20 protein-coding genes and 2 pseudogenes are annotated in these 23,691 nt (G+C 66.4%); 11 read left to right on the top strand and 11 right to left on the bottom strand.

Annotation, left to right across the window (positions count from 1 at the left end; translation table 11 throughout):
- Positions 1 to 60: 60 nt before the first annotated feature.
- Complete coding sequence (locus tag LKE06_RS10305) at positions 61 to 297, top strand: DUF2530 domain-containing protein (RefSeq protein ID WP_227998367.1); 237 nt, start codon at positions 61 to 63, stop codon at positions 295 to 297.
- 15 nt (positions 298 to 312) lie between these two features.
- Here the strand turns inward: LKE06_RS10305 and LKE06_RS10300 are convergent, their stop codons facing one another.
- Positions 313 to 2,376 (bottom strand): neutral/alkaline ceramidase, encoded by a 2,064-nt coding sequence (locus tag LKE06_RS10300; RefSeq protein WP_227998366.1) that lies wholly within the window; start codon positions 2,374 to 2,376, stop codon positions 313 to 315.
- 127 nt (positions 2,377 to 2,503) lie between these two features.
- Between LKE06_RS10300 and LKE06_RS10295 the strand changes: the two genes are divergently transcribed.
- The gene (locus tag LKE06_RS10295; protein ID WP_227998365.1) at positions 2,504 to 3,118 is read left to right on the top strand and encodes a TetR/AcrR family transcriptional regulator; all 615 of its coding nucleotides are present in this window, start codon (positions 2,504 to 2,506) and stop codon (positions 3,116 to 3,118) included.
- A 2,412-nt stretch (positions 3,119 to 5,530) separates the two neighbouring features.
- Here the strand turns inward: LKE06_RS10295 and LKE06_RS33120 are convergent.
- The 3 genes and pseudogenes from LKE06_RS33120 to LKE06_RS33110 form a co-directional block, all read right to left on the bottom strand.
- Positions 5,531 to 6,010 (bottom strand): annotated as a pseudogene (locus LKE06_RS33120) (hypothetical protein); the annotation flags it as partial.
- Positions 5,995 to 6,129, bottom strand: a pseudogene (locus LKE06_RS33115) (hypothetical protein); the annotation flags it as partial. The pseudogenes LKE06_RS33120 and LKE06_RS33115, both read right to left, overlap by 16 nt.
- 194 nt (positions 6,130 to 6,323) lie before the next feature.
- The gene (locus LKE06_RS33110) at positions 6,324 to 7,733 is read right to left on the bottom strand and encodes a DUF3027 domain-containing protein (RefSeq protein ID WP_372477318.1); all 1,410 of its coding nucleotides are present in this window, start codon (positions 7,731 to 7,733) and stop codon (positions 6,324 to 6,326) included.
- A 17-nt stretch (positions 7,734 to 7,750) separates the two neighbouring features.
- Between LKE06_RS33110 and LKE06_RS10280 the strand changes: the two genes are divergently transcribed.
- The 3 genes from LKE06_RS10280 (at position 7,751) to LKE06_RS10270 (ending at position 11,086) form a co-directional block, all read left to right on the top strand.
- Positions 7,751 to 8,524 (top strand): glutaminyl-peptide cyclotransferase, encoded by a 774-nt coding sequence (locus tag LKE06_RS10280; protein WP_227998364.1) that lies wholly within the window; start codon positions 7,751 to 7,753, stop codon positions 8,522 to 8,524.
- 111 nt (positions 8,525 to 8,635) lie between these two features.
- Positions 8,636 to 10,447 carry an MFS transporter gene (locus LKE06_RS10275; protein ID WP_227998363.1) on the top strand — a complete coding sequence of 604 codons (1,812 nt, stop codon included), beginning with the start codon at positions 8,636 to 8,638 and terminating at the stop codon, positions 10,445 to 10,447.
- Between the two features lie 51 nt (positions 10,448 to 10,498).
- The gene (locus LKE06_RS10270) at positions 10,499 to 11,086 is read left to right on the top strand and encodes a DUF2771 domain-containing protein (RefSeq protein WP_227998362.1); all 588 of its coding nucleotides are present in this window, start codon (positions 10,499 to 10,501) and stop codon (positions 11,084 to 11,086) included.
- Between the two features lie 88 nt (positions 11,087 to 11,174).
- On the opposite strand, the gene LKE06_RS10265 is transcribed toward LKE06_RS10270, so the two are convergent.
- Entirely contained in the window at positions 11,175 to 11,600 is a 426-nt protein-coding gene (locus LKE06_RS10265) for a cold-shock protein (protein ID WP_227999386.1), read from the bottom strand.
- Between the two features lie 199 nt (positions 11,601 to 11,799).
- On the opposite strand from LKE06_RS10265, the gene LKE06_RS10260 reads away from it, so the two are divergent.
- On the top strand, positions 11,800 to 12,042 hold the full coding sequence (locus LKE06_RS10260) for a hypothetical protein (protein WP_227998361.1): 243 nt from the start codon (positions 11,800 to 11,802) through the stop codon (positions 12,040 to 12,042).
- Positions 12,043 to 12,413: 371 nt separating this feature from the next.
- A complete protein-coding gene (locus LKE06_RS10255) occupies positions 12,414 to 13,061 on the top strand; it encodes a resuscitation-promoting factor Rpf1 domain-containing protein (protein WP_227998360.1) in 648 nt (215 codons plus the stop codon).
- Between the two features lie 114 nt (positions 13,062 to 13,175).
- Here the strand turns inward: LKE06_RS10255 and LKE06_RS10250 are convergent, their stop codons facing one another.
- Positions 13,176 to 13,364: a hypothetical protein gene (locus LKE06_RS10250; protein ID WP_227998359.1), complete on the bottom strand. Its 189-nt coding sequence runs from the start codon at positions 13,362 to 13,364 to the stop codon at positions 13,176 to 13,178.
- Positions 13,365 to 13,472: 108 nt separating this feature from the next.
- On the opposite strand from LKE06_RS10250, the gene LKE06_RS10245 reads away from it, so the two are divergent.
- Positions 13,473 to 15,770 carry a helicase-associated domain-containing protein gene (locus tag LKE06_RS10245; protein WP_227998358.1) on the top strand — a complete coding sequence of 766 codons (2,298 nt, stop codon included), beginning with the start codon at positions 13,473 to 13,475 and terminating at the stop codon, positions 15,768 to 15,770.
- A gap of 11 nt (positions 15,771 to 15,781) precedes the next feature.
- Here the strand turns inward: LKE06_RS10245 and LKE06_RS10240 are convergent, their stop codons facing one another.
- Entirely contained in the window at positions 15,782 to 16,309 is a 528-nt protein-coding gene (locus LKE06_RS10240; protein ID WP_227998357.1) for an LppU/SCO3897 family protein, read from the bottom strand.
- Between the two features lie 310 nt (positions 16,310 to 16,619).
- On the opposite strand from LKE06_RS10240, the gene LKE06_RS10235 reads away from it, so the two are divergent.
- Positions 16,620 to 17,441: a hypothetical protein gene (locus LKE06_RS10235; protein WP_227998356.1), complete on the top strand. Its 822-nt coding sequence runs from the start codon at positions 16,620 to 16,622 to the stop codon at positions 17,439 to 17,441.
- Positions 17,442 to 17,447: 6 nt separating this feature from the next.
- On the opposite strand, the gene LKE06_RS10230 is transcribed toward LKE06_RS10235, so the two are convergent.
- The 4 genes from LKE06_RS10230 to LKE06_RS10215 all read right to left on the bottom strand — a co-directional run bounded on the left by LKE06_RS10230 (position 17,448) and on the right by LKE06_RS10215 (position 22,081).
- Positions 17,448 to 18,842 carry a M1 family metallopeptidase gene (locus tag LKE06_RS10230; RefSeq protein ID WP_227998355.1) on the bottom strand — a complete coding sequence of 465 codons (1,395 nt, stop codon included), beginning with the start codon at positions 18,840 to 18,842 and terminating at the stop codon, positions 17,448 to 17,450.
- A 134-nt stretch (positions 18,843 to 18,976) separates the two neighbouring features.
- On the bottom strand, positions 18,977 to 19,615 hold the full coding sequence (locus LKE06_RS10225) for a LysE family translocator (protein WP_227998354.1): 639 nt from the start codon (positions 19,613 to 19,615) through the stop codon (positions 18,977 to 18,979).
- Positions 19,616 to 19,668: 53 nt separating this feature from the next.
- A complete protein-coding gene (locus LKE06_RS10220; protein WP_227998353.1) occupies positions 19,669 to 20,337 on the bottom strand; it encodes a DUF3239 domain-containing protein in 669 nt (222 codons plus the stop codon).
- 85 nt (positions 20,338 to 20,422) lie between these two features.
- On the bottom strand, positions 20,423 to 22,081 hold the full coding sequence (locus LKE06_RS10215; RefSeq protein ID WP_227998352.1) for a DNA repair helicase XPB: 1,659 nt from the start codon (positions 22,079 to 22,081) through the stop codon (positions 20,423 to 20,425).
- A 151-nt stretch (positions 22,082 to 22,232) separates the two neighbouring features.
- Between LKE06_RS10215 and LKE06_RS10210 the strand changes: the two genes are divergently transcribed.
- Complete coding sequence (locus tag LKE06_RS10210) at positions 22,233 to 22,877, top strand: LysE family translocator (protein ID WP_227998351.1); 645 nt, start codon at positions 22,233 to 22,235, stop codon at positions 22,875 to 22,877.
- A 118-nt stretch (positions 22,878 to 22,995) separates the two neighbouring features.
- Positions 22,996 to 23,682, top strand: coding sequence for a trimeric intracellular cation channel family protein (locus tag LKE06_RS10205; protein ID WP_227998350.1), 687 nt, complete (start codon positions 22,996 to 22,998; stop codon positions 23,680 to 23,682).
- The last annotated feature ends 9 nt before the right edge of the window (positions 23,683 to 23,691 follow it).

The following is a 23,691-nucleotide window of genomic DNA, read 5'->3' as shown; positions in this document are numbered from 1 at the left end:
CAGAACGATACGTGACACGCGGGCGGGTGATCGACTGATCCCCGTCGCTACTGTGTGAGTGTGACCCAGAATGTTCCGCAGATACCACCGCGTTTCACCGATCCGCGGCCGGTTCTCGCGGTCGGCAGCATCCTCTGGCTGATCGCCACTATCGTGGTGTGGACCAGTGACCGCTGGGAATGGGCTCGGCCGGTATGTCTAATGGGCCTGGCGGTCGGCTTACTCGGGTACACCATCTTCGCCATTCAGCGGCGGGCGGCGCGGCGCGGCGACAAGGGCGCCCAAACCGGACTGTAGACATCGATCGGCCGCTCAGCCCACTTCGAATTCGGTGGTGGTACCGGTGAACGGGTGCAGGCGTCCGTCGGGGGTGAGGCTGTCGGCGAAGTGTTGCATTCGGTAGCTGCCGGTGGCCGCGTCGGCAGGGACATCCCAGGTGAAGCGGGCTACCGATTCGGCGGTACCCCGCTTGCTCCAGTAGAACCGCACCGCCCATTCGCCCTCGTTGGAGACGCGCACCCAGTCGCCGGAGTCACCGCGACGCTGCACTTCCAGGAAGGTGCCGTTGCGGCGCGGGTTGTGTTTCGGGTGCGCGGAGACGAACTCGGCGGCGACCTGGCTGCCGCGGGCGGCGGCCGTTGGCTGGAGCAGCACATCGCCGAAATTTCGGCCGGGCGGTGTGGCGTCGGGGCCGGGCGCGGGCTGGAAGTTCGGCTGTAGGTTGGATACGTCGCGCGGCGCGGGCCCGCGCGGTACTTGCCGACGAGCCGCGAAAGCCGTTGCCAGCCGGGTGAATTCCTGCTGGTAGGCGCACAGCGTGTAGCGGCCGAACAGTGTCGATGCGCCCTCGTACTGCTGGGAGTCGTATTCCTCCGGGGTGACGACATATTCGTGGTAAGCGTTCGCGTAGCCCTGCATGAGCACCTGCTCCAATGGCACCGCGAGTGCGGCAGCGACGGCGCGGCGGATCCGCAGGCCGGACACAATGGTGAATTCAGCACCGCCACAAGCCAAGTACAGCTCCCCGATCCGGACGATCTGGATCGGCACCACATTCGGCACCCACGGCACCGGCGGCAGCAACCCGAGGGGGGCCACAATCGCCTTGGGCGCCTGGGCATCCGCGAGCCAGGACGGCGCCGGCTGACGGGGGTCGCCGAGTGCGTCGATGAACGGGTTGCGCACACCCTCGGGGATTGGGATGCCGGGCAGGCCGGGCCCGTCCTCCGTGCTGCCCGCGATGAGCGCGACGCCAGCGGCGGCGGGCACGGTGTGACGCGGCTGCCCGTCCGGGGTGAAGCGGCCGTCCACGGCGGTGTCGGCGAGGTCGATGTAGCAGAGCATCGAGTCGACGGGGCCTTGCAGCGACTTCGCCTCGGCCAGCGCGGCTTTCGACGCGTCGTACTGCCGCTCGCCGATGATGCGGGTGTTCTCGAACTCGTCGTCGGTCGGCCCCGAGCCCGGTCGCAGGTTCAGGTTGGGGGACATATCACCGGCGTTGGTCTGCGCGAAGGCAGCGACGAAATCGGTGTCGCCGTCGAGGTAGCGGACGCCATGATCGGTGTGCTCGTAGGTGAACGACGCGTAGCCCTTGTTGTCCGCGCTGATCAAGCGGTTCTGGTTGGTCATCGAGGTGTTGTGGGTGGCGAACCAGGTGATTGTGCCGACCCGCCTGCCGCCCTTGACCACCGACAGCGCGGTGACTGCGGGATCGACGGCCTGCGGAAACTGCTGTTTGTCGGCATCGGGGTTGCGGTCGAAGGCAACTCGCGACCGGTTGACGCTGGCATTGTGTAGTTCGCCGCGACCGAGCGCGAGTGTGCCGGGGCCGAGGTCGGCGTGCGCGGCGGCGATGGCCTCCACGATGCCGTTGACCTCGGCGTCGTAGACCTGCTGCTGGAAACCGAGGATCGACAGGTTGTAGGCGTAGTCATTGCTGGAGCCGCCACAGGTGGCGTGCGAGTGCGTCGAGGTAAGCAGCACGTTCTGCTCGGTGTAGCGATCACCGAAGCGGCGCGCGAGTTCCTGCATGACACCACGATGGACGGACTGGAAGATCATGCCGTTCTCGGCTACGACGAACGCGATCCGGTGATCGCCACTTTCGATGATGAACGCGCGGGCGCGCGGGCGCAGGTGGATGCCCGCGGTCTGCTGGTCGAACTGCGAGTAGCCCATCATTCCGCATTCGGCGGCCGGTCCGGTGATGTCGGACAGTCCGATTCCGATCAGGTATTCGCCGGAATCCGGTGCGGCCGTGGCGGATGCGCCGAGCGTAGTCGTCGCGCCGGGCACCGTGGCCGCCGCCGCGGCGGTAGCCAGCGCGGCCGAGCCCACCGCCGTTCGAGCCAAAACCGTTCTGCGTGACACCGGCATATGTGTCTCCTTTCGATCCCGTTGTGCACTGAACCACACAACTGGACGATCGTCCAGTGGAGATTTTTTCGCTCGCGAATTGACTACACGCTTCATGAACGCTTAACTCGCAGACGTGTCCTCCCGATTGAGCGTCGAAGAACGACGGGCCCACCTTATCGAGGCCGCCATCGGCCTTGCCGAGAAAAAGGGCGTCGCGGGCGTGACCACGCGCGATGTCGCTCAGGCAGCCGGTGTTTCGCTTGGTGTGGTGCATTACTGTTTCGAAAACAAGGACGCACTGATGACCGAGCTGGTCAAGGCGCTATCGATGGAATTACGTGATTCTGTCGATGCCAATGAAACAGTATGGCAAGACGTCGGAAGTGGAAAAGAAGCACTTCAAAAATTAGTGCGTGCTGGACTGGAACTCATGTGGCTCAACATTGAAGCCACACCGCAGCGACAACTACTCACTTACGAAACCACGACTTACGCACTTCGCGAAGGCGAACAAACTCCCGCGAAAATTGCGATAGCGCGCGAACAGTACGCGTTCAACGACTCCACCGTCGTCGACATCCTCGATCACGCGCGCGATGCCACCGGAAGCAGCTGGACCGTCCCGGTGCGCGACCTGAGCCGCTTCACCCTCAATGTGATCGACGGGATCGTGCTGCGCTGGCTGGTCGACAACGACAGCGAGAGTGTTCGCGGTCAGCTGGATCTATTGAGCGAGATGGTCACCAACTACGCGGCGTGATCGGACCCGACTGGCGCGCACGGCGTTTCGCCTGCGGCGAATCGAGCACCCGCATGATGGTTCACGGCGCGAGTAGGGTGCGAGCGTTGAATCAGCTTCTCGCGCATCAGCGCCGATGTCCTCGGGTACCGCGAGCGCGGCGCTCGAATTCAGCCCTGCTGCTGCGGGATCCGAATATGGGTGGTGTCGGCGTCGCGCCACCACGGGACCGAAACCGTGGCTTCGACGCCGCCGCGCAAACGAACCAGCACGTCCTCCTCGTGAAGCACCAGATCACCATCGGGCACGGGCGGCGTAAATAGTTGGCGCAGTATGACTCCGAGCGGTTCAGCCGACCAGGTGGTGCGGCGGCCCGCGCTCAGGACCTCGGCGGTTACGGTTTCGGAGATCAGTGGCAGATCGAGCAGGGCCGCGAGCGCGGGGGCCGTGTCGATATCACCGAACACCAGACGATCCGGTGGCAGCGCCAGGCCGAACCACGGCCGGTCGAGTACGAGTGCGTCGGAGGGGTCGACAGCGGCACCGGAAAGTGCGCGCACCCGGTCGGGCGGATCGATATCGGCCAGGTCGAGGTGACCGGCGGCGACCGCAGCGGCCAACCGTGCATGAGTTCGTGAAATCACCTCGGGTGAAGGAGTTTTCGCCCCATCGGCAAGCGCGGCCAATAGCGCGACGGCCAGTTCTGGGTTAATGGCATCAGGATTCGCCAGCACCGCACGCAGGGCGTCGATATCCGAGCTTCCGAGGCCGGGAGCAGCGAATTCGGTTAGCAGATCGGCGAATTCGGTTTCATCCCGGTGGCGGAGCAGGCCGAGGGGTGTGCCGTCGATACGAGCGTGCCTGCGCAGCCACCAGGCCGTGTAGCCGTCGGGGTCGGTGAGCAGGCGGCGGGTGTGCGCACCAGCGGTCAACTGCCGCAATGCTTCCGGCCACACCGTCTCGTCGACCAGGTCCAGGTCACGGACAGCGGCCAGTCGTGGCGGGTCCTCGGAAAGGTTGGACCACCAGCGTTCTTCGTCGTCCAGATGGTGGTCGGGGCCGGTCGGGTCTTCCTCGATGACGACGCTGAAATCCCAGCCGACGCCGACCGCGCGCAGCGCCTCTACCCCATAACCATCAACAAGATCCGTTGCGGCGGTGCCGAATGGCGAATCCTCGACCAGTAGGCCGCGCAAGGGCGCGCCAGGTAGCAAGAGCTCGTCCGCGGGTAGTAACTCCCCTGCGCTATCCGGTAATTCGAGCATGCCGAGCCAAGACGGCAGGGCGGCCGGATCCGCGTTCACGGCGAGCCGCAGCACCGCGTCGGCCGTATCGGGATCGCCTGGTTGATCCTCCAATTCGGCACGCAGCCCGGGATCGCTCAACAGATCTTCCGCGGTGGCCGAGCGCGCGCCGAGCCGAGCCAACAGCGGATGGGCCGCCTCGGGGTGCGCCAGCCGCGCCCAATGCACCGGAATCGGTACCTCGAGCAGATCATCCAGAACCACTGTGCGCGGGCCCGTCACGAGCCGTCCATCGGCTAGCGGCACCGCGAGCACCCCCAGCTCCTCCGCGGCCAACGGATCCACCACAAAGGGCTCCAGTGCCGAATAGAGCGAATACCACCACTGCGGCGCCCGCTCCAATCCCCCGGACAACTCCGCAAGCCGCGCCAACCCGATCCGATGCACATCGAGCACACCGAGCGCCTCGGAATGCGCCCGCCCGGACAGCGCCGGAATCACCAGTGGCCCAACCACATCATCGAGCAGCCCCGCCAATTCCGCTGTCAACCCGGTGAACACACTCGCCCGAGTAGGTACCTCGACAGCGCCGCCCACGGCCTCCGCATTGCCCGGCCCTCGGCCAACAGCATCCGGCTCGAGCCCGGAACCGAACGCTGCCGGACCGTCGAATCCGAGATCCTCTTCAGCTTCGGGCGCAGGCACCGACGCAGCCGCTATGCCGCTACCTGGAGATCCCTTGGGCGACGGTGATTCCCATTCATCGCGGGTTGTCGCCGGACCGGAGACCGCCACCACCGGCAACCAGGAATGTGTCTGAAGTTCCCTGACAAGCGCTTCGCGCAGCAGCCCATCGGTCTCGCTGCGTGCGAAGCCTGGCGCCGGGACCACGATGAGCCGGTCGCGAACCGGCAGGGTACGGGCGAAATCAGCGTAACCCTGCGCCAATTCGGCAACGCGGGCCCCTGGCAACAGGCGACGACGGTCCGGTTGCATGGGGATATCGGCGATCAGCAGGGCGGGTAGCGAGAGCTCCTCGTCAGAGCGGGTCGGGGCCCGCAATACATCCGGGTCAGCCGCGACCGGCCGGCCGTCTCGCAACGGCAGCAGCCAGCGAGCACGCGCGGTCCGATACTCCCACCACATCCGACGCTGACGCCCCGGACCATCAATACGCAGCTCCCGCAACCTATTTCGCTCGCCCGCGCCTACATCCAGCCCCCGCGAATCGGCCGGTGGCGATTCTTCGAGCCACGGTTCGCGCGAGGTGTGGCCGAGGTGGCCCGGTTGGGTGACCGTGCAGGCCAGCTCGTCGTCGCCGATTCGGATGCTGTGCAGGGCAGGCAGTTCCAGCAGAAGCTCGATGGCTTCGGCTTGCATTGCGGCGAGTAGCGCGGGTGGGTCTATATCGTCGCGTAGCCGGAGCACTATCTCGGTGTCGGCGTGGCCGACAGGGTGGGTTTCGCGCGGCCAGGCGAGTCGTAGGACGGGCGGGTCGAAGGCACCGACCGAGTCCGGCATGGTGATCGCGTTGGCGCGCAAGGCTTCTCGGGTGCGCCGACGGGAGAAGTGCAGTGAACCGGTGGTGGAGCGAACCTCGATGTCGTCGCTTACCGAAAGCACCGCGGTGAAGCCGACACCGAACCGGCCGACGCTCGCCACCGGATTCGCCTTCGCGGACGCGCGCAAGGCGGTGAGGGCATGTACGCCGGAAACATCCAGTGGCGCACCGTCATTCGCGACATGCAAGTCACGGCCATCGAGCCAGACCAGCAGCCGCCCCGGCACGCCCGCCTTCGTCGCGGCGTCGGCCGCGTTCTGCGCCAGCTCGGTCAGCAGCCGATCGCGATACCCGGCGCGAACGAGATCCGCCTCGGTGGCGGCATCCTCACGCAACCGCGTCGGCGAATCACGCCAGGCGGCCAGGACCGCCGCACGCAGCGCCGAGGTACCGAATGGATCGGATACCCCGGCCGCGTCGCTCAGCTCTGCGCCGATGACTCGGGCTCCGGCCGCACACGCTCGATCGCCTCGTCCACAGCATCGACCTTCGGCGAGCGCACGGCATCCGGCGCCACCTCGGCGCTCGCGACCGGCGCGGTGTCATCGGCCGAACGCCCCTGCGGAGCATCCTCAGGATTCTGGGCCGATTCCACAGCAAGTGCCTGCCCAGCGGTCGACGGCGACTCGACACTCGACTTCGGCTGCGACGCGATCTCATCCGCGCTCGGCCCCGACACAACCGCCTCGGCGCTCGCGACCGGCTCGTCTGTCGCGACTCCTCCGGCTACCTCGACCTGGGCCTGTCGCGCGTCGACGGCGCTCCCCGAAGCCACGTCATCCGATTCCGACGACTCACGATCCAAAACCGATTCGGCCGAACGGTCACTCGCTGGATCCGCGCCCGGCCCCGCCTCGGCATCGCCGCGCACGACAGTGCCGTCGTTCACCTCGACAGGAACATCCACAACACCGGCAGCCGTCGCCGGCTCGGCAGCCGAATTCGATTCGGCCGTGGTATCGGATGAGGACCCCGCAGCTGCACCGTTCACCTCGACCGAGCTACCTGATTCGGGGGTGTCGGGGTCGGCATCGGTCCCACTGGAGTCGGCCCGAGACTCGCTGTTCGATTCCGTCTTGCGGGAGGCTTCCGGGGCGATCACGTCGAAAGCGGCGTCGTCGTATGCCTCGCACAGGGGCGAGCCCGCGCCGGTGGGAGCCACCGTGTCGGAGTGTGCGCCGCATCCGTATTCGACGTGCACCACTCGACCATCGGCGCCCAGCGCATTGCCGCACACACCGAACGCGGCGCGCAGCGAGCCGGCGAGCGGGAGGTAGAAACCGCACAGGCCGCAGGTTGACGGGGCGGCCTTCGCCATATCGGTGTCGGGACCGAATTCGGAGTACCAGCGCTCCGAAGCTTCCTCCCGGCCTTCGAGGCTCAGTACCTGGGTGCGGCCGAGGCCGACCTCGAGCGCGACCTCGTCGACAACCGGATCGCCGGTCGCGACATAGCCGGGAACCAGCCGCGGATCGCCCGGCGCGGGGGCGAGCAGATCGCCCGGCGCGAGATCGCCCGGCCGAACCCGCTGATCCCACGGCACGAAGTCGGGTGCGACCAGCGCATCCGGCCCGGGCAGCAATGCCGACTCGCTCACCGTCGCGTACCCAGCACCGGGTGCGGCCGCCACGACGACGGCCCACTGCCAGCCGCGATAGCCGGGCAGGGTGGCCTCGAACCGGTGGGTGGCCGCGCTGTCGCCCTCGGCGGTCACCCCCAGATGCACGCCGACACCCGAGGGTTCCAACTCGACGAGCGCTCGACGGGCCACGTCGACGGCGTCGGCCAGGACCGGCCACACTCCGGACTCCGAAACAGAAACTGCGCTCACGGCCTACATTTTGCCGTATGGAGCGCAATCGGCGTTCGTTGGCCGTCACAGTACTGGTCAGCATGCTCGCATTGACCGGGTGCAGCAGCACCGACGACGCAGTACCTCGGCTGAAAATCGAGGTCATCGACACCCGTCCGCACGATCCGACGGCGTTCACCGAGGGCCTGGAGATTCACGGCGACGTGTTGTACGAAGGCACCGGCATGCCGGGCGCGTCGACGGTCCGCACCGTCGACATGACCACCGGCGCCGAACAGGCCCGCGCCGAGGTGCCCGAGCCGTACTTCGGTGAAGGCGTCACACTCGCGGGCGACACCCTCTGGCAACTCACCTGGCAGAACAACATCGCCTTCGCCCGCGATCCACGGACGCTGACCGAACGCGCCCAGGTGCGCTACGACGGCGAGGGCTGGGGCATATGCACCCGGGGCGACCGGCTGGTGATGAGCAACGGCACCAACAAACTCACCTTCCGCGACCCGGTCACCTTCGCCCCCACCGGCACCGTCCTGTTCACCAGCCACCCCGGCGTCCACCTCAACGAACTCGATTGCGCCGCAGATGGTTCGGTATACGCCAACGACTGGCCCACCGACCGGATCCTGCGCCTGGATCCCGCAACCGGCAGTGTGCTGGCCGTAATCGATGCCTCCGGCCTGCTCCCCGCTACCGTCCGCGCGAGCGCCGACACCCTCAACGGCATCGCCCAACTGCCCGGCACCGACCACTTCATGCTCACCGGCAAGTACTGGCCGACCATGTTCGAAGTCCGATTTGTGCCTACCTGATCACACCTGCGCTCGGTCAGCCGGGCATTCGCCCCCGAGCAGGCGGGAGAGTTTCGACGCACCGACCTCCGGCATAAGACGTCGAGCGGTGGATGAGTCAGAATTGAATGCGTGACTACCCCCCGTGATCCCTCCGGCCCTGACCGTGGTCCGTGGGATGGCGAGGAGGCTGCACCGATCCAGCGCCATCCCGGGTTCGACCGCTATCCGCCGCCCAACACGCCCGCGGATCGCGGACCACTACCGCCGCTGCGATCACGCAGGCCCGCCGCGAGCCCGCCGCCCGCGCAGACCCGGCCGCTGCCCGAGAGCCGGTCGGAACCAGCGGGGAGCGGCGAGTTCGAAACCCGCCGCATGTCCGATCACGGATCCGATCCGACCGGACCCGATATGCGCAAGCAACCATCCGGCACCCAACCGCCGAACGACATCCCCGCGCATCCGCAACGTATCCCGCGCAAACTGACCGTCACCCGGGTCGCCGCCATGCGCGGCCAACAGCTGACCAAGCGCGGTATCGCGAGCTTCCAGCGCGCGGCCAAGGCGGATGGCGCCGACAAGTCGGGCCTAACCGCGCTGACCTACGCGACGATGGCGAACTTCGCGCTCGATGCCGCGATCGCCGTCGCGCTCGCGAACACGCTGTTCTTCGCCAGCGCGACCGCGGAGAGCAAGTCGAAGGTCGCGCTGTATCTACTGATCACCATCGCACCGTTCGCGGTGATCGCACCGCTGATCGGACCATTGCTCGACCGTCTGCAACGCGGACGCAGATTGGCGCTGGCCACATCGTTCGCCCTGCGCGCCGCGGTCGCGGTGGTGTTGATCATCGAGTTCGATACCTGGGCGCTGTATCCCCTCGCCCTGTGCATGATGATCGGGAGTAAATCGTTCTCGGTGCTCAAGAGCGCGGTGACACCAAGGGTGCTGCCGCCCGATATTGATCTGGTGCGCACCAACTCTCGACTCACCGTGTTCGGCCTGGTCGGCGGCACCATCGGCGCGGGTGCGCTGGCCGCGCTCGCCGCCGCGATCGCGGGCTCGACGGGCGCGCTCGCATTCGCGACAGCGCTCGCCATCGCCGGTGCCTATCTGAGTCTGCGCATTCCGCGCTGGGTCGAGGTCACCGAGGGTGAGGTCCCGGCGACACTCAGTTATCACGCCAACACCGAAATACTGAATTCGGCAACGGAATCCGCGATCCCGCCGCGGCGGCGCAGGCAGCCGCTGGGCCGTTCGGTAGTCACCGGTCTCTGGGGCAACAGCGCCATTCGGGTGCTGACCGGGTTCCTCACCTTCTATGTAGCGTTCGTCGCCAAGGCGACCGAGCATCGTCCGGTTCAGCAGGCGGCCATGCTCGGTGTGGTCGGCGTCGCGGCGGCGATCGGCAACTTCACCGGCAACGCGACCGGCGCGCGAATCAAACTCGGCAAGCCGTCGCTGATCGTGCTCGGCTGCACCGCGGCATGCACCCTGGTCGCGGTGGTCGCGATATTCACCGACAACCTGCTCGGCGCCGGCCTGGCCACCCTGGTCGCCTCGGGCGCGAGCGCGCTGGCGAAGGTGTCCTTGGATGCCTCGATCCAGGACGACCTGCCGCCCGAATCCATCGCCTCCGGTTTCGGCCGATCGGAGACCGTGCTGCAACTGAGCTGGGTGGTCGGCGGCGCGGCGGGCGTACTGCTGCCCACCGACTACTGGAAGGGCTTCGCGGTCGTATCGGGGATACTCGTGGTCGGCCTGATCCAGACCTTTGTCAGTTTCCGTGGTCATTCCCTGCTGCCCGGCCTCGGCGGCAATCGGCCACAGCACGCGGAGCAGGAAGTACCGTCCGCCCGGCCGCACGCCCCCGAAGCGGGCAAACAACGCGGCACGGAAACCCAACGCATGCAACGAGGGACAGGAGATCCCATCTGTGAGTGAGCGCAGCGAGCCAACCACGGACATCGCGATCGAGTCGAGCGAGGCACGGTCGTGACCAAGAAGACCCGCACCATCCTCGCGCTCGGCACGACCGCTCTGCTGGTGGTCATCATCGCGTTTGTCGGCGTGCTCGCGGTCTTGATCCGTGACGCGCCAGAACACGAGCCCGAGCTCACCGCATACGCGCACGGGACGGCTGTCACGGTGCCGCCCTACGGATACTGCACACCGCTCATGCAGGATTGCCACATCCTGCCCGAACGCGGCGCCGACGCCGATAACAGCTCGATCTTCTCGCGGCTGCCCTGTGGCGAGGAAACGCCGGACTGCCTCAGCGGCAAGACCGTTCGCCTAGAGGTGCCGCCGGGCTACCCGCTGCAACTGTCGCTGCCGAAGAAGATCGCCGACGCGCCATGGATCGCGCGGCTGGTCTACATGCTGCCCAATGGCGAAACCGTGGACCAGATCGTGAGTCGCAACGATTATCCGGAGGGCTCGCTCGCGCTGACCATCGATTCGAAGCCGGAACCGGACCTGCGCCTGGTCGGCGTCGAAATGCAGCTGCCGATTCTCGCCAAAGACGAGACGGGCCAGGAGTTCTACCTGCCGCACGCCGCCTGGTCGATCAGCACGCTGTAGCGGACTTCCCACGCGCCAAGCGATTTCGCGAACAGACCCGGCCTTGCGATACCCGCACTCGCCGCGACGTACGGCGGCGATCCGGCGCTCAGTGATCGAGTTCGCGCGCGACCGCGCGCACCACCTCGGAAATCCGTTGCGCCGTCTTGCGATCCGGGTACTTGCCCTTGCGCAGATCCGGCTGCACCTTCGCCTCCAGCAGGGTGATCATGTCCTCGACCATCCCGTGCAGTTCGTCCGGCGTGTGCTTACGGACGACCGGCTCCTTATGGCCGCCGCGCTCGCGGTCCTGGCTATGACGGACCGACGGCGGCGCCTCGAGCACCTTCAGGCTCAGCGCCTGCGGGCCACGACGGCCCGCGGCCATTCCGAACTCGACGCGCTGGCCAGGCTTGAGCGCTTCGATGCCGTCGGGCAGCGCAGAAGAACGGACATAGACATCCTCCCCCTCGTCCTGGGAAAGGAAGCCGAAGCCCTTTTCGACGTCGTACCACTTCACCCTGCCGGTCGGCACTGCGCTCACCCGTTCATCATTCGAAACTCGGAACCCCAACGGCCCGAGCACATCCGTCTGCCCGGGACCCGCCGCGCGAACGCGCGAGCAGATCCTGACAGTTTGCGAAAAGAACGCGCCCCACAGGCATGCAGGACGCGATTGCAAAGAGTCTACCCCGGTGCCGATAACGCAAGCACATCAGTTTTACGGTCTTCGCGTGACGAACCCACCCGCGCCACCACCTCCGAGCCCGTCTCCGCGTCGCGGGGGCGACCGGCTGTTGTATCTCGCGCTCGGCCTGTTCGCGATCGGATTGCTGGCAATTGTCGCGATTTTCCTGACACCGATCCTCAGTGATTCCTCGCCGGGGCTGTGGCTGTACCTGACGGCGATGCTCGCGCCGCTCGGATTCCTGATCGGTATCGGGTACGCCCTGTGGTCAGGTCGCAGGTCTAGGTGACGCGAACACGGATACCCGGGGTAATCGTTACCGAATCCTGGATGTGATCCTGGTCACATAACGACAGGGTCACGGACTGGTGACGGCCCTTTATCGGCGCGTTCGCAATGGTTCTCAGCTGCGCGGACGCCCTTCTGACCCGTCCGAGACCAGTCCGAGACGCACGCGTACACGCCGGTTACCAAATGGTGATTTTTCGCGTAGATCGTCGTACGGTCGTACCCAGCCGGGACAACCGGCAACCACCGGCCCGCCGCACCGAACCTCACCCCGCGGGTACCGGACCCCGACGGAAATAGGGGTGAGGGCGGGCGGACGACCTCTCAGTCCGAACCATTTGCAGGCGCGTAGGAGAGGCAGACGAACCGGATATGAGTGGACGCCATCGCAAGCCAACCTCCACCGGGCGTACCGTTGCCAAGGTCGCCGTTACCGGCGCCATCATCGGCACCGCCGGTGTAGCCTTCGCCGGCAACGCCGCTGCGGCACCGGACTCCGACTGGGACCGTCTCGCGCAGTGCGAGGCCGGCGGCAACTGGGGCATCAACACCGGCAACGGTTTCCAGGGCGGGCTGCAGTTCTCGCCGAGCACCTGGAGCGCGCACGGAGGCGGCCAGTACGCCTCGACCGCCAACCAGGCCAGCCGTGAACAGCAGATCGCCGTCGCCGAGAAGGTGCTCGCATCCCAGGGCTGGGGCGCTTGGCCTTCCTGCTCGTCCAACCTCGGACTGAGCAGCGCCCCGACAGAGCGCACCGCACCACATGCCGCAGAGACCCCGCATTGGCAGCCGTCTGCCCCGGCCCTCGAAACCCAGGCCGCCGACGGAACCCACGCCACCGACAGCTCGCAGCAGGTCTACTCTGCCGTAGACCGCGCAGTTGCCGTGGTCCAGTCGCAAGGCGTCCAGATCCCACAGGAAGCCCTGAACTTCCTCAATGGCGCCAAGTCGAACAACACCCAGCTCGATCCGAGCATCGTGAACTTCTTCGAGGCCAACAAGGGACTTCTCCCCTCCTGAGCCTCGCAGTGACGACGAGAGCCCCCACATCAACGGCGATGTGGGGGCTCTCGTTTGTCCGGCCAAGGTTTGACGCTCGGTCGTGCGCTCAGCGCAGGACCGAACGCTCGAGGCTCAACGGTTGATTACGGTATTCGGGTGCATGTAGGGCAGTTGGTCTACGGGAACCGGAAACTCGGTGTCTTCACCGTATGGTGAGAGGCCGCCGGAGCGGGCCGACGAGAGTTCGGTGACCACATGCTCACCGTCGGCCGCTGATGGCCAGCCATTATCGACATAGGGTTTCTTCGATTTGTTCACCACGGCTCCATTCTGGCACGTCGCCAAGCGGGCGCTGATTCGCCGCGTCTAAGGTCGTGACGCAATGACTGATTTTCGGAGTCGGCAGGTGTCGCGGAGGATTGGGCGAGTATGACTGCAACCGATTCGCTGGCCGATTGGCTCGGCTCCCGAACTGATGCCCAACTGGTGGCCCTGCTCGAGCTGCGGCCTGATCTCGCGGTGCCGTTGCCGTCGTCGATGACGGTGCTTGCCGCGCGCGCCGAGCAGCGCGCGTCGGTGCTGCGCGCCACCGATGATCTCGACACGCTCGAGTTCGCTGTGGTGGAAGCCCTTGCGGTTCACGGTGTCACGCGGTCGGATCGGCCCGCGACCCCGCTATCGCGCAACGACTTGCACGTGCAGTTGGGCGAACGGGTGACCGCCGCGGCGTTGAAGGTCGCGTTGGCGCGCTTGACCGACCGCGCGCTGGTCTGGACCTCCGGTGACGACCTGCATCTGGTTCCGGCCGCCACGGAGGGACTGCCGTGGCCTATCGGCAGCACCACGCAGATTCCGGATTCGCTCACCGAGTCGGAGGTGGTCACGGGGCTTGCCGAGATCGCGCCACCCGAGCGGGCGCTGTTGGACAAGCTGGCCGCTACCGGCCCGCGTGGGCGCACCAGGGACGCCGCACCGGGCACACCGGTCGACCGCCCGATTCAACAGTTGTTGTCGCGTCGGCTGCTGCGTTGGATCGACGAGGAGACCGTCGAGCTTCCGGTCACCGTCGGTCAGGTGCTGCGCAGGGAGCCGGTAACGGACCCGCACGCGCTGATGCCGCCCGAACCGCGACTGTCCAAGCAGACCTCCGCGGAGGTGAACGCGGTGGCGGCCGGCGAGGTCGGCGAACTACTGCGGCACTGCACGGATGTGCTCGAGGCGCTGGGCCAGGCGCCTGCTCCCGCATTGCGGGCCGGTGGGCTCGGTGTGCGCGAGTTGCGCAGGATCGCCAAGCAGACCGGGGTCGACGAAGCGCGGGCCGGGCTGCTGGTCGAACTACTCGCGGCGGCGCGGCTTGTCGAGAAGGGGCTGCCGGATCCGCCGCCGGAATTCGATTCCGCCGACGACTTCTGGGCACCAACACCCGCGGCCGACGGCTGGCGTGAGGCGCCGCCCGCGCGTCGCTGGGCGATGCTCGCGCTGGCCTGGCTGGATTTGGACCGGATGCCGTGGATGATCGGGATGCGCGATGCCAATGACAAACCGCTGGCGGCGCTCTCGATCGAACTGCGGACCGCGCACGCGCCGCGCGACCGGCGGGCGGTCTTGAACCTGCTTGCCGAATATCCCTCCGGGACGGCAGTGGACCCCGCCGATATCGGCCGGATCATGGCATGGCGATCGCCCCGTTGGCGCAGGCATTTTCGCTCGGAAGCCGTGGAGCACATCCTCGCCGAAGCGGCGGCTATCGGTTTTATCGGACGTGGCGCACTCGGTTCACCCGCTCGGGCGCTTTTGCACGGCGCGGCGACGAGCGCGGCCGATGCCGAGGCGGCGATGGAGTCGGCGCTACCGGATCCGGTCGACCATGTGCTGGTTCAAGCGGATCTGACGGTGATCGCGCCCGGCCCGCTCACCCCGGAATTGCAGCAGCGCGTCGCACTGGTCGCGGATGTCGAATCCGCTGGGGCGGCAACGGTTTATCGAGTCGGCGAAACCTCGGTCCGGCGCGCGTTGGACGCCGGCCTGACGGCGGCGGAGTTGCACGGGTTGTTCACGATGCACTCACGCACGCCGGTTCCGCAGGCACTGACCTATCTGATCGACGATGTCGCCCGGCGCCATGGACAGCTACGCGCCGGGATGGCGCAGTCTTTCGTACGCAGTGACGACCCGGCATTACTTGCGCAGGTGCTCGGCGCGCCGGTCGCCCGCACTCTGGCGTTGCGGGCCATCGCCCCCTCTGTCGCGATCGCGCAGGCTCCGCTCGGCGAGGTACTCGAACAATTGCGCGCGGCGGGATTCGCGCCCGCTGGAGAGGACTCAGGAGGCACAATCGTCGATCTGCGGCCGCGTGGCGCACGGATCGTGGTCCGGCCGAAAGCCCGCCAGCCCTATCGGCCGACGCCGCCGAGCACCGAGCAGCTGGAGTTGCTGGTTGCGGAGCTGCGGGCGGGCGAACGCGCCGCCAGCGCCCGCTATGGACAGGCGGTACGCACCGATGGCACCCGGACCAGCACCCAGGCGACACTGGCATTGCTGCAATTGGCGGCGCGGGTGCGGCGATCGGTCAATATCGGCTATGTCGACGCGCAGGGCGTCGCGACCCAGCGAGTGGTCGAGCCGTTGAAGGTGGGTAATGGGCAGCTCGACGCGTTGGACCCGGTGACCGGCGCGGTCCGGCACTTCACACTGCACCGGATCGCGTCGGTCGCACTACTCGAATAATCGGTGCGTGATCAGCCGTTGACTTTGCCGAGGCAGAAGGTCGTCTTGGGATCGGCAACGGTGATGAACTTGTCGGAGTCCGAACCGCACAGCAATTCATCGACCTGCCCGTCGATGCGCTGGATCACCTTGAAGCTGGCTTCGGTAGCGGCGCAGTCCGCGAATTGGTAACCGGTGAGGCTGTTATCGGCGTAGCAGCTGCCCTGCTTGAAGTTCGGCGCCAGGCACAGGAACGCGGTGGTACCGCCGTTCATCGTCTCCTCGTAGGAGGTGTAATCCTGCGCGCAATCGGTCTTCGTGTCGTAGGTCTGCGCAATCTTGTAGACGGCCTTTTCCGACGAGCAATCGACCGGTTCGGTCTTGGAATCGACGGCCGAGCCCTTGATGACATTGATGCAGTCACCGACCTCGGCCTTGGCCGTGTCGGACTTGCTCGCATCCTCGATTGCCGAACAACCGGTTACCGCGACCGCGACCGCGGCCACCGCCAGGAGGGCAAGCACTATACGTGCGAGCAGCCTCGTTCCTGGGAACTTCACCTGAAAACCTCTCTCACCGAACGCGTTCACGTCAGTCGTGAACGCGGTGAGGATACCCTCACGGTCGCCACAATCGCATCAGCAATGGGGATGACCCTCGGCAAGCCCCGCGGGCGGGAGTGGGCGGTGCTCAGTACCCCGAGTACATACCCAGCATCGCGAGGCCGAGGATGGTCGGGAGCAGGCGGCCCAGGAGCTGGAATCCAAAGTAGTTCACTATCAATACCTTTCACGCTTCGTCCACCGTGGACGTGCATACAATCCGTGCACTCTGTCGCACACCGAGGTGAGATCGTTACGCTTGGAAAGTATGACCCTCGAGGCGGTTTCCGGCGACTTGTACGGGCTCGACCCTGGTCAGTTCGTTGCCGCGAGAGCCGAGCGGGTCAAGGCCGCCAAAGCCGCGGGCGACAAACAGCTCGCGGCGGCCATCGCCAAGTTGCGCAAACCCACGCTCACCGCGTGGACGGTGAACCTGCTGGCACGCGCGGAACCCGGCGATGTCGAAGCACTGTTGCGACTCGGCACGGCCCTGCGCACCGCGCAGCGGCAGCTATCGGGCACACAGTTGCGCAGCCTGAGCGCACAGCGTCAGCAACTGGTGAACGCCCTCGCCAAACGGGCCGCGACACTGGCCGCCGAGCACGGCCATCCGGTCGGCGAGGCCGTACTGCGCGAGGTGAGCCAGACGCTCACCGCCGCACTCGCCGATACCGAGGTGGCCGAGCGGGTGCGCGCAGGGACGCTGACCACCGCCGCCACCTACGACGGCTTCGGGCCCGCGGGACCCATCCTCGCCGCGGTCGATGACGTGGATACACCACCACCTCCCACCACCGGCCCGGATGAGGAGGCACGCCGAGAGCTGGCCGACGCACTCGATGCACTCGAATCTGCCCGCACAGCAATAGATTCAGCGCAGGCGGCGGCGCAATATGCGGCGAATCAGTTGGCCGACAGCGAATCTCACCTGACGGCACTGCGCGAGGAGCTCGCACACGCCGAACAGCAGAAGCAGTTCGCGCGCGCGGCCGATCACGATGCGCGAGACCGATTACGTTCTGCTCAAAAGCAACTCGACCGGGTCGAGCGATGTGTACAACGAGCTCGTGAGCGCGTCGTCGACCAGTAAGCCGCGCTACCCGCGCAGTACACCCGGGTAGAGGTACTCGTCGGCAGGCAGTTCCGTCTTATCGAGCCAGGCGTCGAAGAAGCCGGTCAGATCGGTCGGGGACTTCGATTGCATGAAGGTGCGGAACTGCGGCATCGAGGCGTTGGCGTAGGCATGCGCGGCATTGAATTCCCGGACGGCAGGGAAGAACACGTTGTCACCGAGCTGTTTGCGCAATGCGTGCAGGAATAGCGGGCCGCGATAATAGACGGAGGTGAATTCGTTTCCCACGCCCGGATTCGCCAGCGATATATCCCAGAACTTCTGGATGTCGCGGTATTTTTCGATGGTCTTGTGGTATTCGGCGTCGACGTCGGTACCGTCCATTCGCTCCGGCCACAGGTAGTCGGCGGTATAGCTGGCGAAACACTCGTTCAGGCAGATATCCGACCACTGCCGGACCGATACCGAATCACCCCACCATTGATGGGTGATTTCGTGCACCACGGTCTGTAGATCGGTCCATGGCGCATAAATCGGGCGGGTCTGGGTTTCCAGCGAGAAGTTCAGGTCCGCGTCGACGTAGATCCCGCCTGACGACTCGAATGGGTAAGGGCCGTAAAGGGATTCGATGAAGTCGAGGATTTCCGGCAGCCGCTGCTCGGTTTCCCTGCTGCGTTCGGCGTCGGGGGCGAACGCGCTGATCAGCGGGGTACCGTTGGCGCGACGTTGATCCAGAAAGCTGAAGCGGTCGATCGCGATGGTGGTCAGGTAGCCAAGGACCGGCTGATGCGCTTCCCAGCCGACCGTCCGTTTGCCGTCGGCGACCGTGTTCCGCGTACGAACACCGTTGGATACCACTTCCCATTCCGCGGGCACGGTCGCGTGCACGGCGAAGGTGGCCTTGTCCGACAGTGTGTCGTTCAACGGGTACCAACTGGACGCGGAATGCGGTTCACCGGCGACGAACGCGCCGCCGCCGGGCGCGAGCGTCCACCCCTCCCCCGCGCTGTCGGCGGCGGGGCCCGCGTAATCCACGGTCACCGTGAAGGGCAGGCCGGGCAGCAGCGGAAGCAGTGGCGTCACAGTGAGTTCGTGCTCGCCGTTGCGGTCGAAGGCGGCGGGCAGATTGTTCACCGACACCATCCGCACCTCTGGGCCATTGAAGTCCAGGTTGAACGCCCGCAGTGCCTGGGTGGCGGTGGCGTCGATGCGAGTGGTCGCGGTGAGCAGGTGAGTCGGCGGGTCGTAGTCGAGGGTGACGTCGTAATGGCCGACGTCGTAGCCACCATTGCCGTCGAGCGGATAATACGGATCGCCCAGCCCCGGCGACCCGACCAGCGGATCCGCGTTCACGGGCGCTGACGAGACCGCCAGCAGCGCGCCCGCAGCCGCGGCGCACAATATGCCGGACAACCTCATTCGACCATCACCCCTTCTCCACCGCCGCTGAAACCCTCCCGCAAGCGCGCCGACTCCGCGCGAACGACTCCCGCGGGCGGCCTCGCGAAATTACGAAGAGCACCCCTGATCAGCACTGCTGGATGGTAGCCGCTTCAGTCGGCGGTGCCGGTCAGCGCCACCGACGCACCGAGGCCGACGATCATCACACCGCCCGCCGCGCCGACCGTCTCCAGCCGGCGTGGCGACCGCGCGAACCAGGTCCGGGCCTGCGCGGCGAGCAGTCCCCAGGCGCTGTCGGAGATCACCGCGATGGCCAGGAAGATGGTGCCGAAGATCAGCATCTGCAGCGGCAGCCGCCCCGCGTCGGGGTCGGCGAAATGCGGGAGCACCGCCGAGAAGAAGACGATCGCCTTCGGATTCGTGATCCCGACGAAGATGCTCTGCCGGAAGACCCGAGCATCGGAGACCGGATCGACCCGCACGCCGAGCGACTCCCGCAACGTCTTGCGCTCCCGGATCGCCTGGATGCCGAGATACATCAAATACAGTGCGCCCGCGAATTTCACCACGGTGAGCGCGATCGCCGATGCCGCGAGCAGTGTGCCGAGGCCGATCGCGACGAAAAGCAGTGCGAAGAAGACCCCCGCCGCATGACCTAGGGCCGAAACCAGGGCCGCGCGCCTGCCGAGTGCGAGGGCCCGGCCAACGGTGAAGAGCACACCGGGACCTGGAATGACGATAATGAGGAACGATGCGGCGACGAAGGCCAGCAGATTGGAAGCGGGCACCATCCACAGAGTCTATTCGGGCGGGCAAGGAAAATTCTGGAAGATCACAGCGGAATTCACGCGCCGAGGTCATCGGGTAGGTGGTGCGGGTCGAGCAGCAGTCGTTTGGCCGAGGTGCGGCGAACCTTGTCGGCGAGCGCGAGATTGTCGGTGAGCAAGCGCCATTCGGTCTCGCTGATCGCGGCGCGGGCCCGTTCGATGACGGTGTCGTCGCGAGTGCCCCACGCGATCGGCATGGCACTGACCGATTGCCACCGCTCGCCCGCCTGCCGTGGCGCTCGATCGGTGCGCACCGCGACCGACGGCACCCGTTCACCCGCCCGCTTCTGGTGGCCGGGCAGATCCCTGACCTTCCTGATCACCAGCGCGTAGCGCGGATCGGCCGTCTCCGGCTTCGAGACATCGACAAGGGCGAGCAACACGACCCCGTTCGGGTGGGTTTCGGATACGACCGCGGGTACGAGTTCACCGTCGGCGTAGAGCTTGTCGATGCTGGACCGGTGCGGGGTCCACAGCGCCACCCACAGCGACGTTACCGCGCCGAGCGCGAAGGCGACCGCGAGCAGGTAGGCCCACGGATGATCGAGCCAGATCAGGTAGGCGGCGCCGGTCGCGGCGATGATCGCGGCAGCGATCGCCATGACGCGCAATCGACGCAGGTCGGCGAAGACCTCGTTGACCGCATGCGCATGCTTGCGGTCGACCGCGAATTCGAAGCGTCGCACGTTTCATTCCTAGCACACGTTTCGGAGGTTGCGCCTCCGCTTAATTGGCGTGGCTTATTCGGGACGAGCGAAGGCAGGCAGCCGCTCAGCCGATGGCGGGGCCCAGCAAGTCGTCGGCATCTGTAATGCGATAGGCATACCCCTGTTCGGCGAGGAAACGCTGACGGTGCGCGGCGTATTCGGCGTCCAGGGTGTCACGTGCGACGACCGAATAGAAGTGGGCTTGGCCACCATCCTGCTTCGGCCGCAGCAGTCTTCCCAGCCGCTGCGCCTCCTCCTGGCGCGATCCGAAGGTGCCCGAAACCTGCACCGCCACCGAGGCTTCCGGTAGATCGATGGAGAAATTCGCCACTTTGCTCACCACCAGAACCGGGATCTCACCGCGCCGGAAGGCATCGAAAAGTTCTTCGCGCTCTTTTGTTTTCGTGGAGCCCTTGATCACCGGGGCGTTCAGCTCGGCGCCGAGTTCGTCGAGCTGATCGAGGTAGGCGCCGATCACCAGCGTCGGCGCGTCCCGATGCTGGTCCAGGATCGATTCCACCACAGCAATTTTCGTGTGTGCCGTTGAGCACAGCTTGTAGCGTTCCTCCGGTTCGGCGGTCGCGTAGGCCATTCGTTCGGCGTCGGTGAGGGTGACCCGGACCTCGACACAGTCGGCGGGCGCGATCCAACCCTGCGCCTCGATGTCCTTCCACGGCGCGTCGTAGCGCTTCGGGCCGATCAGCGAGAACACGTCGCCCTCGCGGCCGTCCTCACGCACCAGCGTCGCGGTGAGGCCGAGCCTGCGGCGCGACTGCAGGTCCGCGGTCATCCGGAAGACCGGAGCGGGCAGCAGGTGCACCTCGTCGTAGATGACCAGGCCCCAGTCGCGGCTGTCGAACAGCTCCAGATGCTTGTACTCGCCCTTGGTGCGACGCGTGATCACCTGGTAGGTCGCGATGGTGACCGGCCGGACCTCCTTGCGTTCGCCGGAGTACTCGCCGATCTCGTCCTCGGTCAGCGAGGTGCGCGCCAGCAGCTCGCGACGCCACTGCCGACCGGCCACGGTATTGGTGACCAGGATCAATGTGGTCGCCTTCGCCTTGGCCATAGCGGCGGCGCCGACCATGGTTTTGCCCGCGCCACACGGCAGCACCACCACACCGGACCCGCCCGCCCAGAAAGAATCCGCGGCCATCTCCTGGTAATCGCGCAGATGCCAGTGCCCACCGGCGTAGTCCAGGTCGATCGCGTGCGCCTCGCCGTCGACGTAGCCCGCCAGATCCTCGGCGGGCCAGCCGATTTTCAACAGCATCTGCTTGATGTGACCGCGCTCCGACGGGTGCACCACCACGGTGTCCTCATCGACACGGTCGCCGAGCATCGGCGCGATCTTCTTGTGCCGCAGCACTTCCGCGAGCACCGCCCGATCCAAGCTGACCAGCGTGAGCCCGTGCGCCGGGTTCTTCACCAGCTGTAGCCGCCCATAGCGGGCCATAGTGTCGACGATGTCCACCAACAGCGGCTGCGGCACCGCATAACGCGAGAAGCTGACCAGGGCGTCCACCACCTGCTCGGCGTCGTGCCCCGCCGCGCGCGCGTTCCACAGCGCCAACGGCGTCACTCGATAGGTGTGCACGTGCTCCGGCGCCCGCTCCAACTCGGCGAACGGCGCGATGGCTTGCCGCGCCGCACCGGCCAACTCGTGGTCGACCTCCAGCAGCAGCGTTTTGTCACTCTGAACGATCAGCGGACCGTCGGTCACGGTGCCTCCTTCGTATACGCCCTTCGAACCATTGTTCCTGACCCCACCGACAGCCCACCTGCCCGCAACCCGTCACAACCTGCACGCGGACCTCCAGCAAGGTCCAACTGGACCGAGACGGGGCGAGCAGTGATCGGCAACAATCACAATCATGACCGAGGCGACAGCGATAATCGGGGTGGCTACGGCCGCGCTCGGCATGGTGCTGACCCCGGGGCCGAACATGATGTACCTGGTGTCACGGACCGTCTCGCAGGGGCGGCGCGCCGGGCTGGTGTCGTTGACCGGAGTCGCGGCCGGGTTCGCAGTCTATCTGACGGCGGCGAGCGCGGGCATTACGGCGGTGTTCGCGGTGGTGCCCGGCCTATATGCAGCAGTGAAAATCGCCGGGGCCGCTTACCTCGGCTGGCTGGCCTGGCAGGCATTGCGGCCCGGCGGAACCTCGGTGTTCTCCCCCGCTACGCTGCCTGCCGACCCGCCCCGGCGGCTGTTCACCATGGGCATGGTCACCAACCTGCTCAATCCCAAGATCGCGATCATGTACATGGCCCTGATTCCCCAGTTCGTGGTCCCCGAACACGGCCGGGTGTGGTTACAGAGCCTGTGTCTGGGCATGGTGCAGATCATGGTGGCATTGGCGGTGAACGGCCTGATCGTGCTCGGCGCGGGCAGTATATCGGCCTTCCTGACCGGCCACCCGCTGTGGCTGCGCGCACAGCGATACGTGATGGGCACGATGCTCGGCACCATCGCTGTCCTGCTCGCCACCGACCGTGCCCGCCCGACACCGGCCTGAGCACACGAGCGGCCTGCCCGGCACCGGCATGCCGCGATAACCAGGGTGTCGCGGAACTAACACCGAATCCGGCGTGCAAACCTGCTCCAGCAGAGTGACGCGAAAGGGAACGGATTTCATGAACGCCGGAATCGACATCATGGCCACGCAGCTCGACTCAGCGGTGACGGCTGCCCAGCGCATCGGCGAACTGCTCGGTGTCATCTCGTTCGCGACGTCCGGCGCGTTGCTCGCCGTTCGCAAGAACCTGGATATCTTCGGCATGGCCGTGCTGGCGTGCAGCACCGCGCTCGGCGGCGGTGTCATTCGTGATCTGCTCATCGGCCGCACCCCACCCGCCGCGTTCACCGATCTGACCTACCTCAGCGCGTCCCTGCTCGCCACGCTCGTCATCTTCTTCCGGCACCCGACGAGCAAGCTGACCCGCGGCCCGCTCGAGATCGCCGACGCGGTCGGACTCGGACTGTTTTGCGTGACGGGCACTTCCGTCGCCTACGCCCACGGCACCGGCGCTCCTACGGCCGCGCTGCTCGGCATGGTCACCGCGATCGGCGGTGGTGTGATCCGCGACGTGCTCAGCGGACAGGTGCCGAGCGTATTGCGCCCGGATCAGGAGTTATACGCGGTGCCCGCGCTTTTCGGCTCCACGACGACAGCGGCGCTGCTGCATTTCGACGCCTACCAAGCCTGGACGGGGCTGCTCGCGGCACTGGTCGCGATTGCGCTCCGGCTACTGGCGCGGCGGTTCCAATGGCACGCGCCGCAGGCACGGCACACCAGGCGGCAGAAGGAAGCGGGCGAATGACGCCGCCGA

Source organism: Nocardia australiensis (genome assembly GCF_020733705.1).
Taxonomy (GTDB): domain Bacteria; phylum Actinomycetota; class Actinomycetes; order Mycobacteriales; family Mycobacteriaceae; genus Nocardia; species Nocardia australiensis.
Note: the sequence above shows the minus strand (reverse complement) of the source record. Positions and strands in the feature narration are given on the sequence as shown.

Coding starts and splice junctions, on each gene's coding strand:
- LKE06_RS10245 (WP_227998358.1), top strand. CDS start 13,473: ATGACTGCAACCGATTCGCTGGCCGATTGGCTCGGCTCCCGAACTGAT.
- LKE06_RS10300 (WP_227998366.1), bottom strand. CDS start 2,376: ATGCCGGTGTCACGCAGAACGGTTTTGGCTCGAACGGCGGTGGGCTCG.
- LKE06_RS10235 (WP_227998356.1), top strand. CDS start 16,620: ATGACCCTCGAGGCGGTTTCCGGCGACTTGTACGGGCTCGACCCTGGT.
- LKE06_RS10225 (WP_227998354.1), bottom strand. CDS start 19,615: ATGGTGCCCGCTTCCAATCTGCTGGCCTTCGTCGCCGCATCGTTCCTC.
- LKE06_RS10255 (WP_227998360.1), top strand. CDS start 12,414: ATGAGTGGACGCCATCGCAAGCCAACCTCCACCGGGCGTACCGTTGCC.
- LKE06_RS10210 (WP_227998351.1), top strand. CDS start 22,233: ATGACCGAGGCGACAGCGATAATCGGGGTGGCTACGGCCGCGCTCGGC.
- LKE06_RS10205 (WP_227998350.1), top strand. CDS start 22,996: ATGAACGCCGGAATCGACATCATGGCCACGCAGCTCGACTCAGCGGTG.
- LKE06_RS10230 (WP_227998355.1), bottom strand. CDS start 18,842: ATGAGGTTGTCCGGCATATTGTGCGCCGCGGCTGCGGGCGCGCTGCTG.
- LKE06_RS10280 (WP_227998364.1), top strand. CDS start 7,751: ATGGAGCGCAATCGGCGTTCGTTGGCCGTCACAGTACTGGTCAGCATG.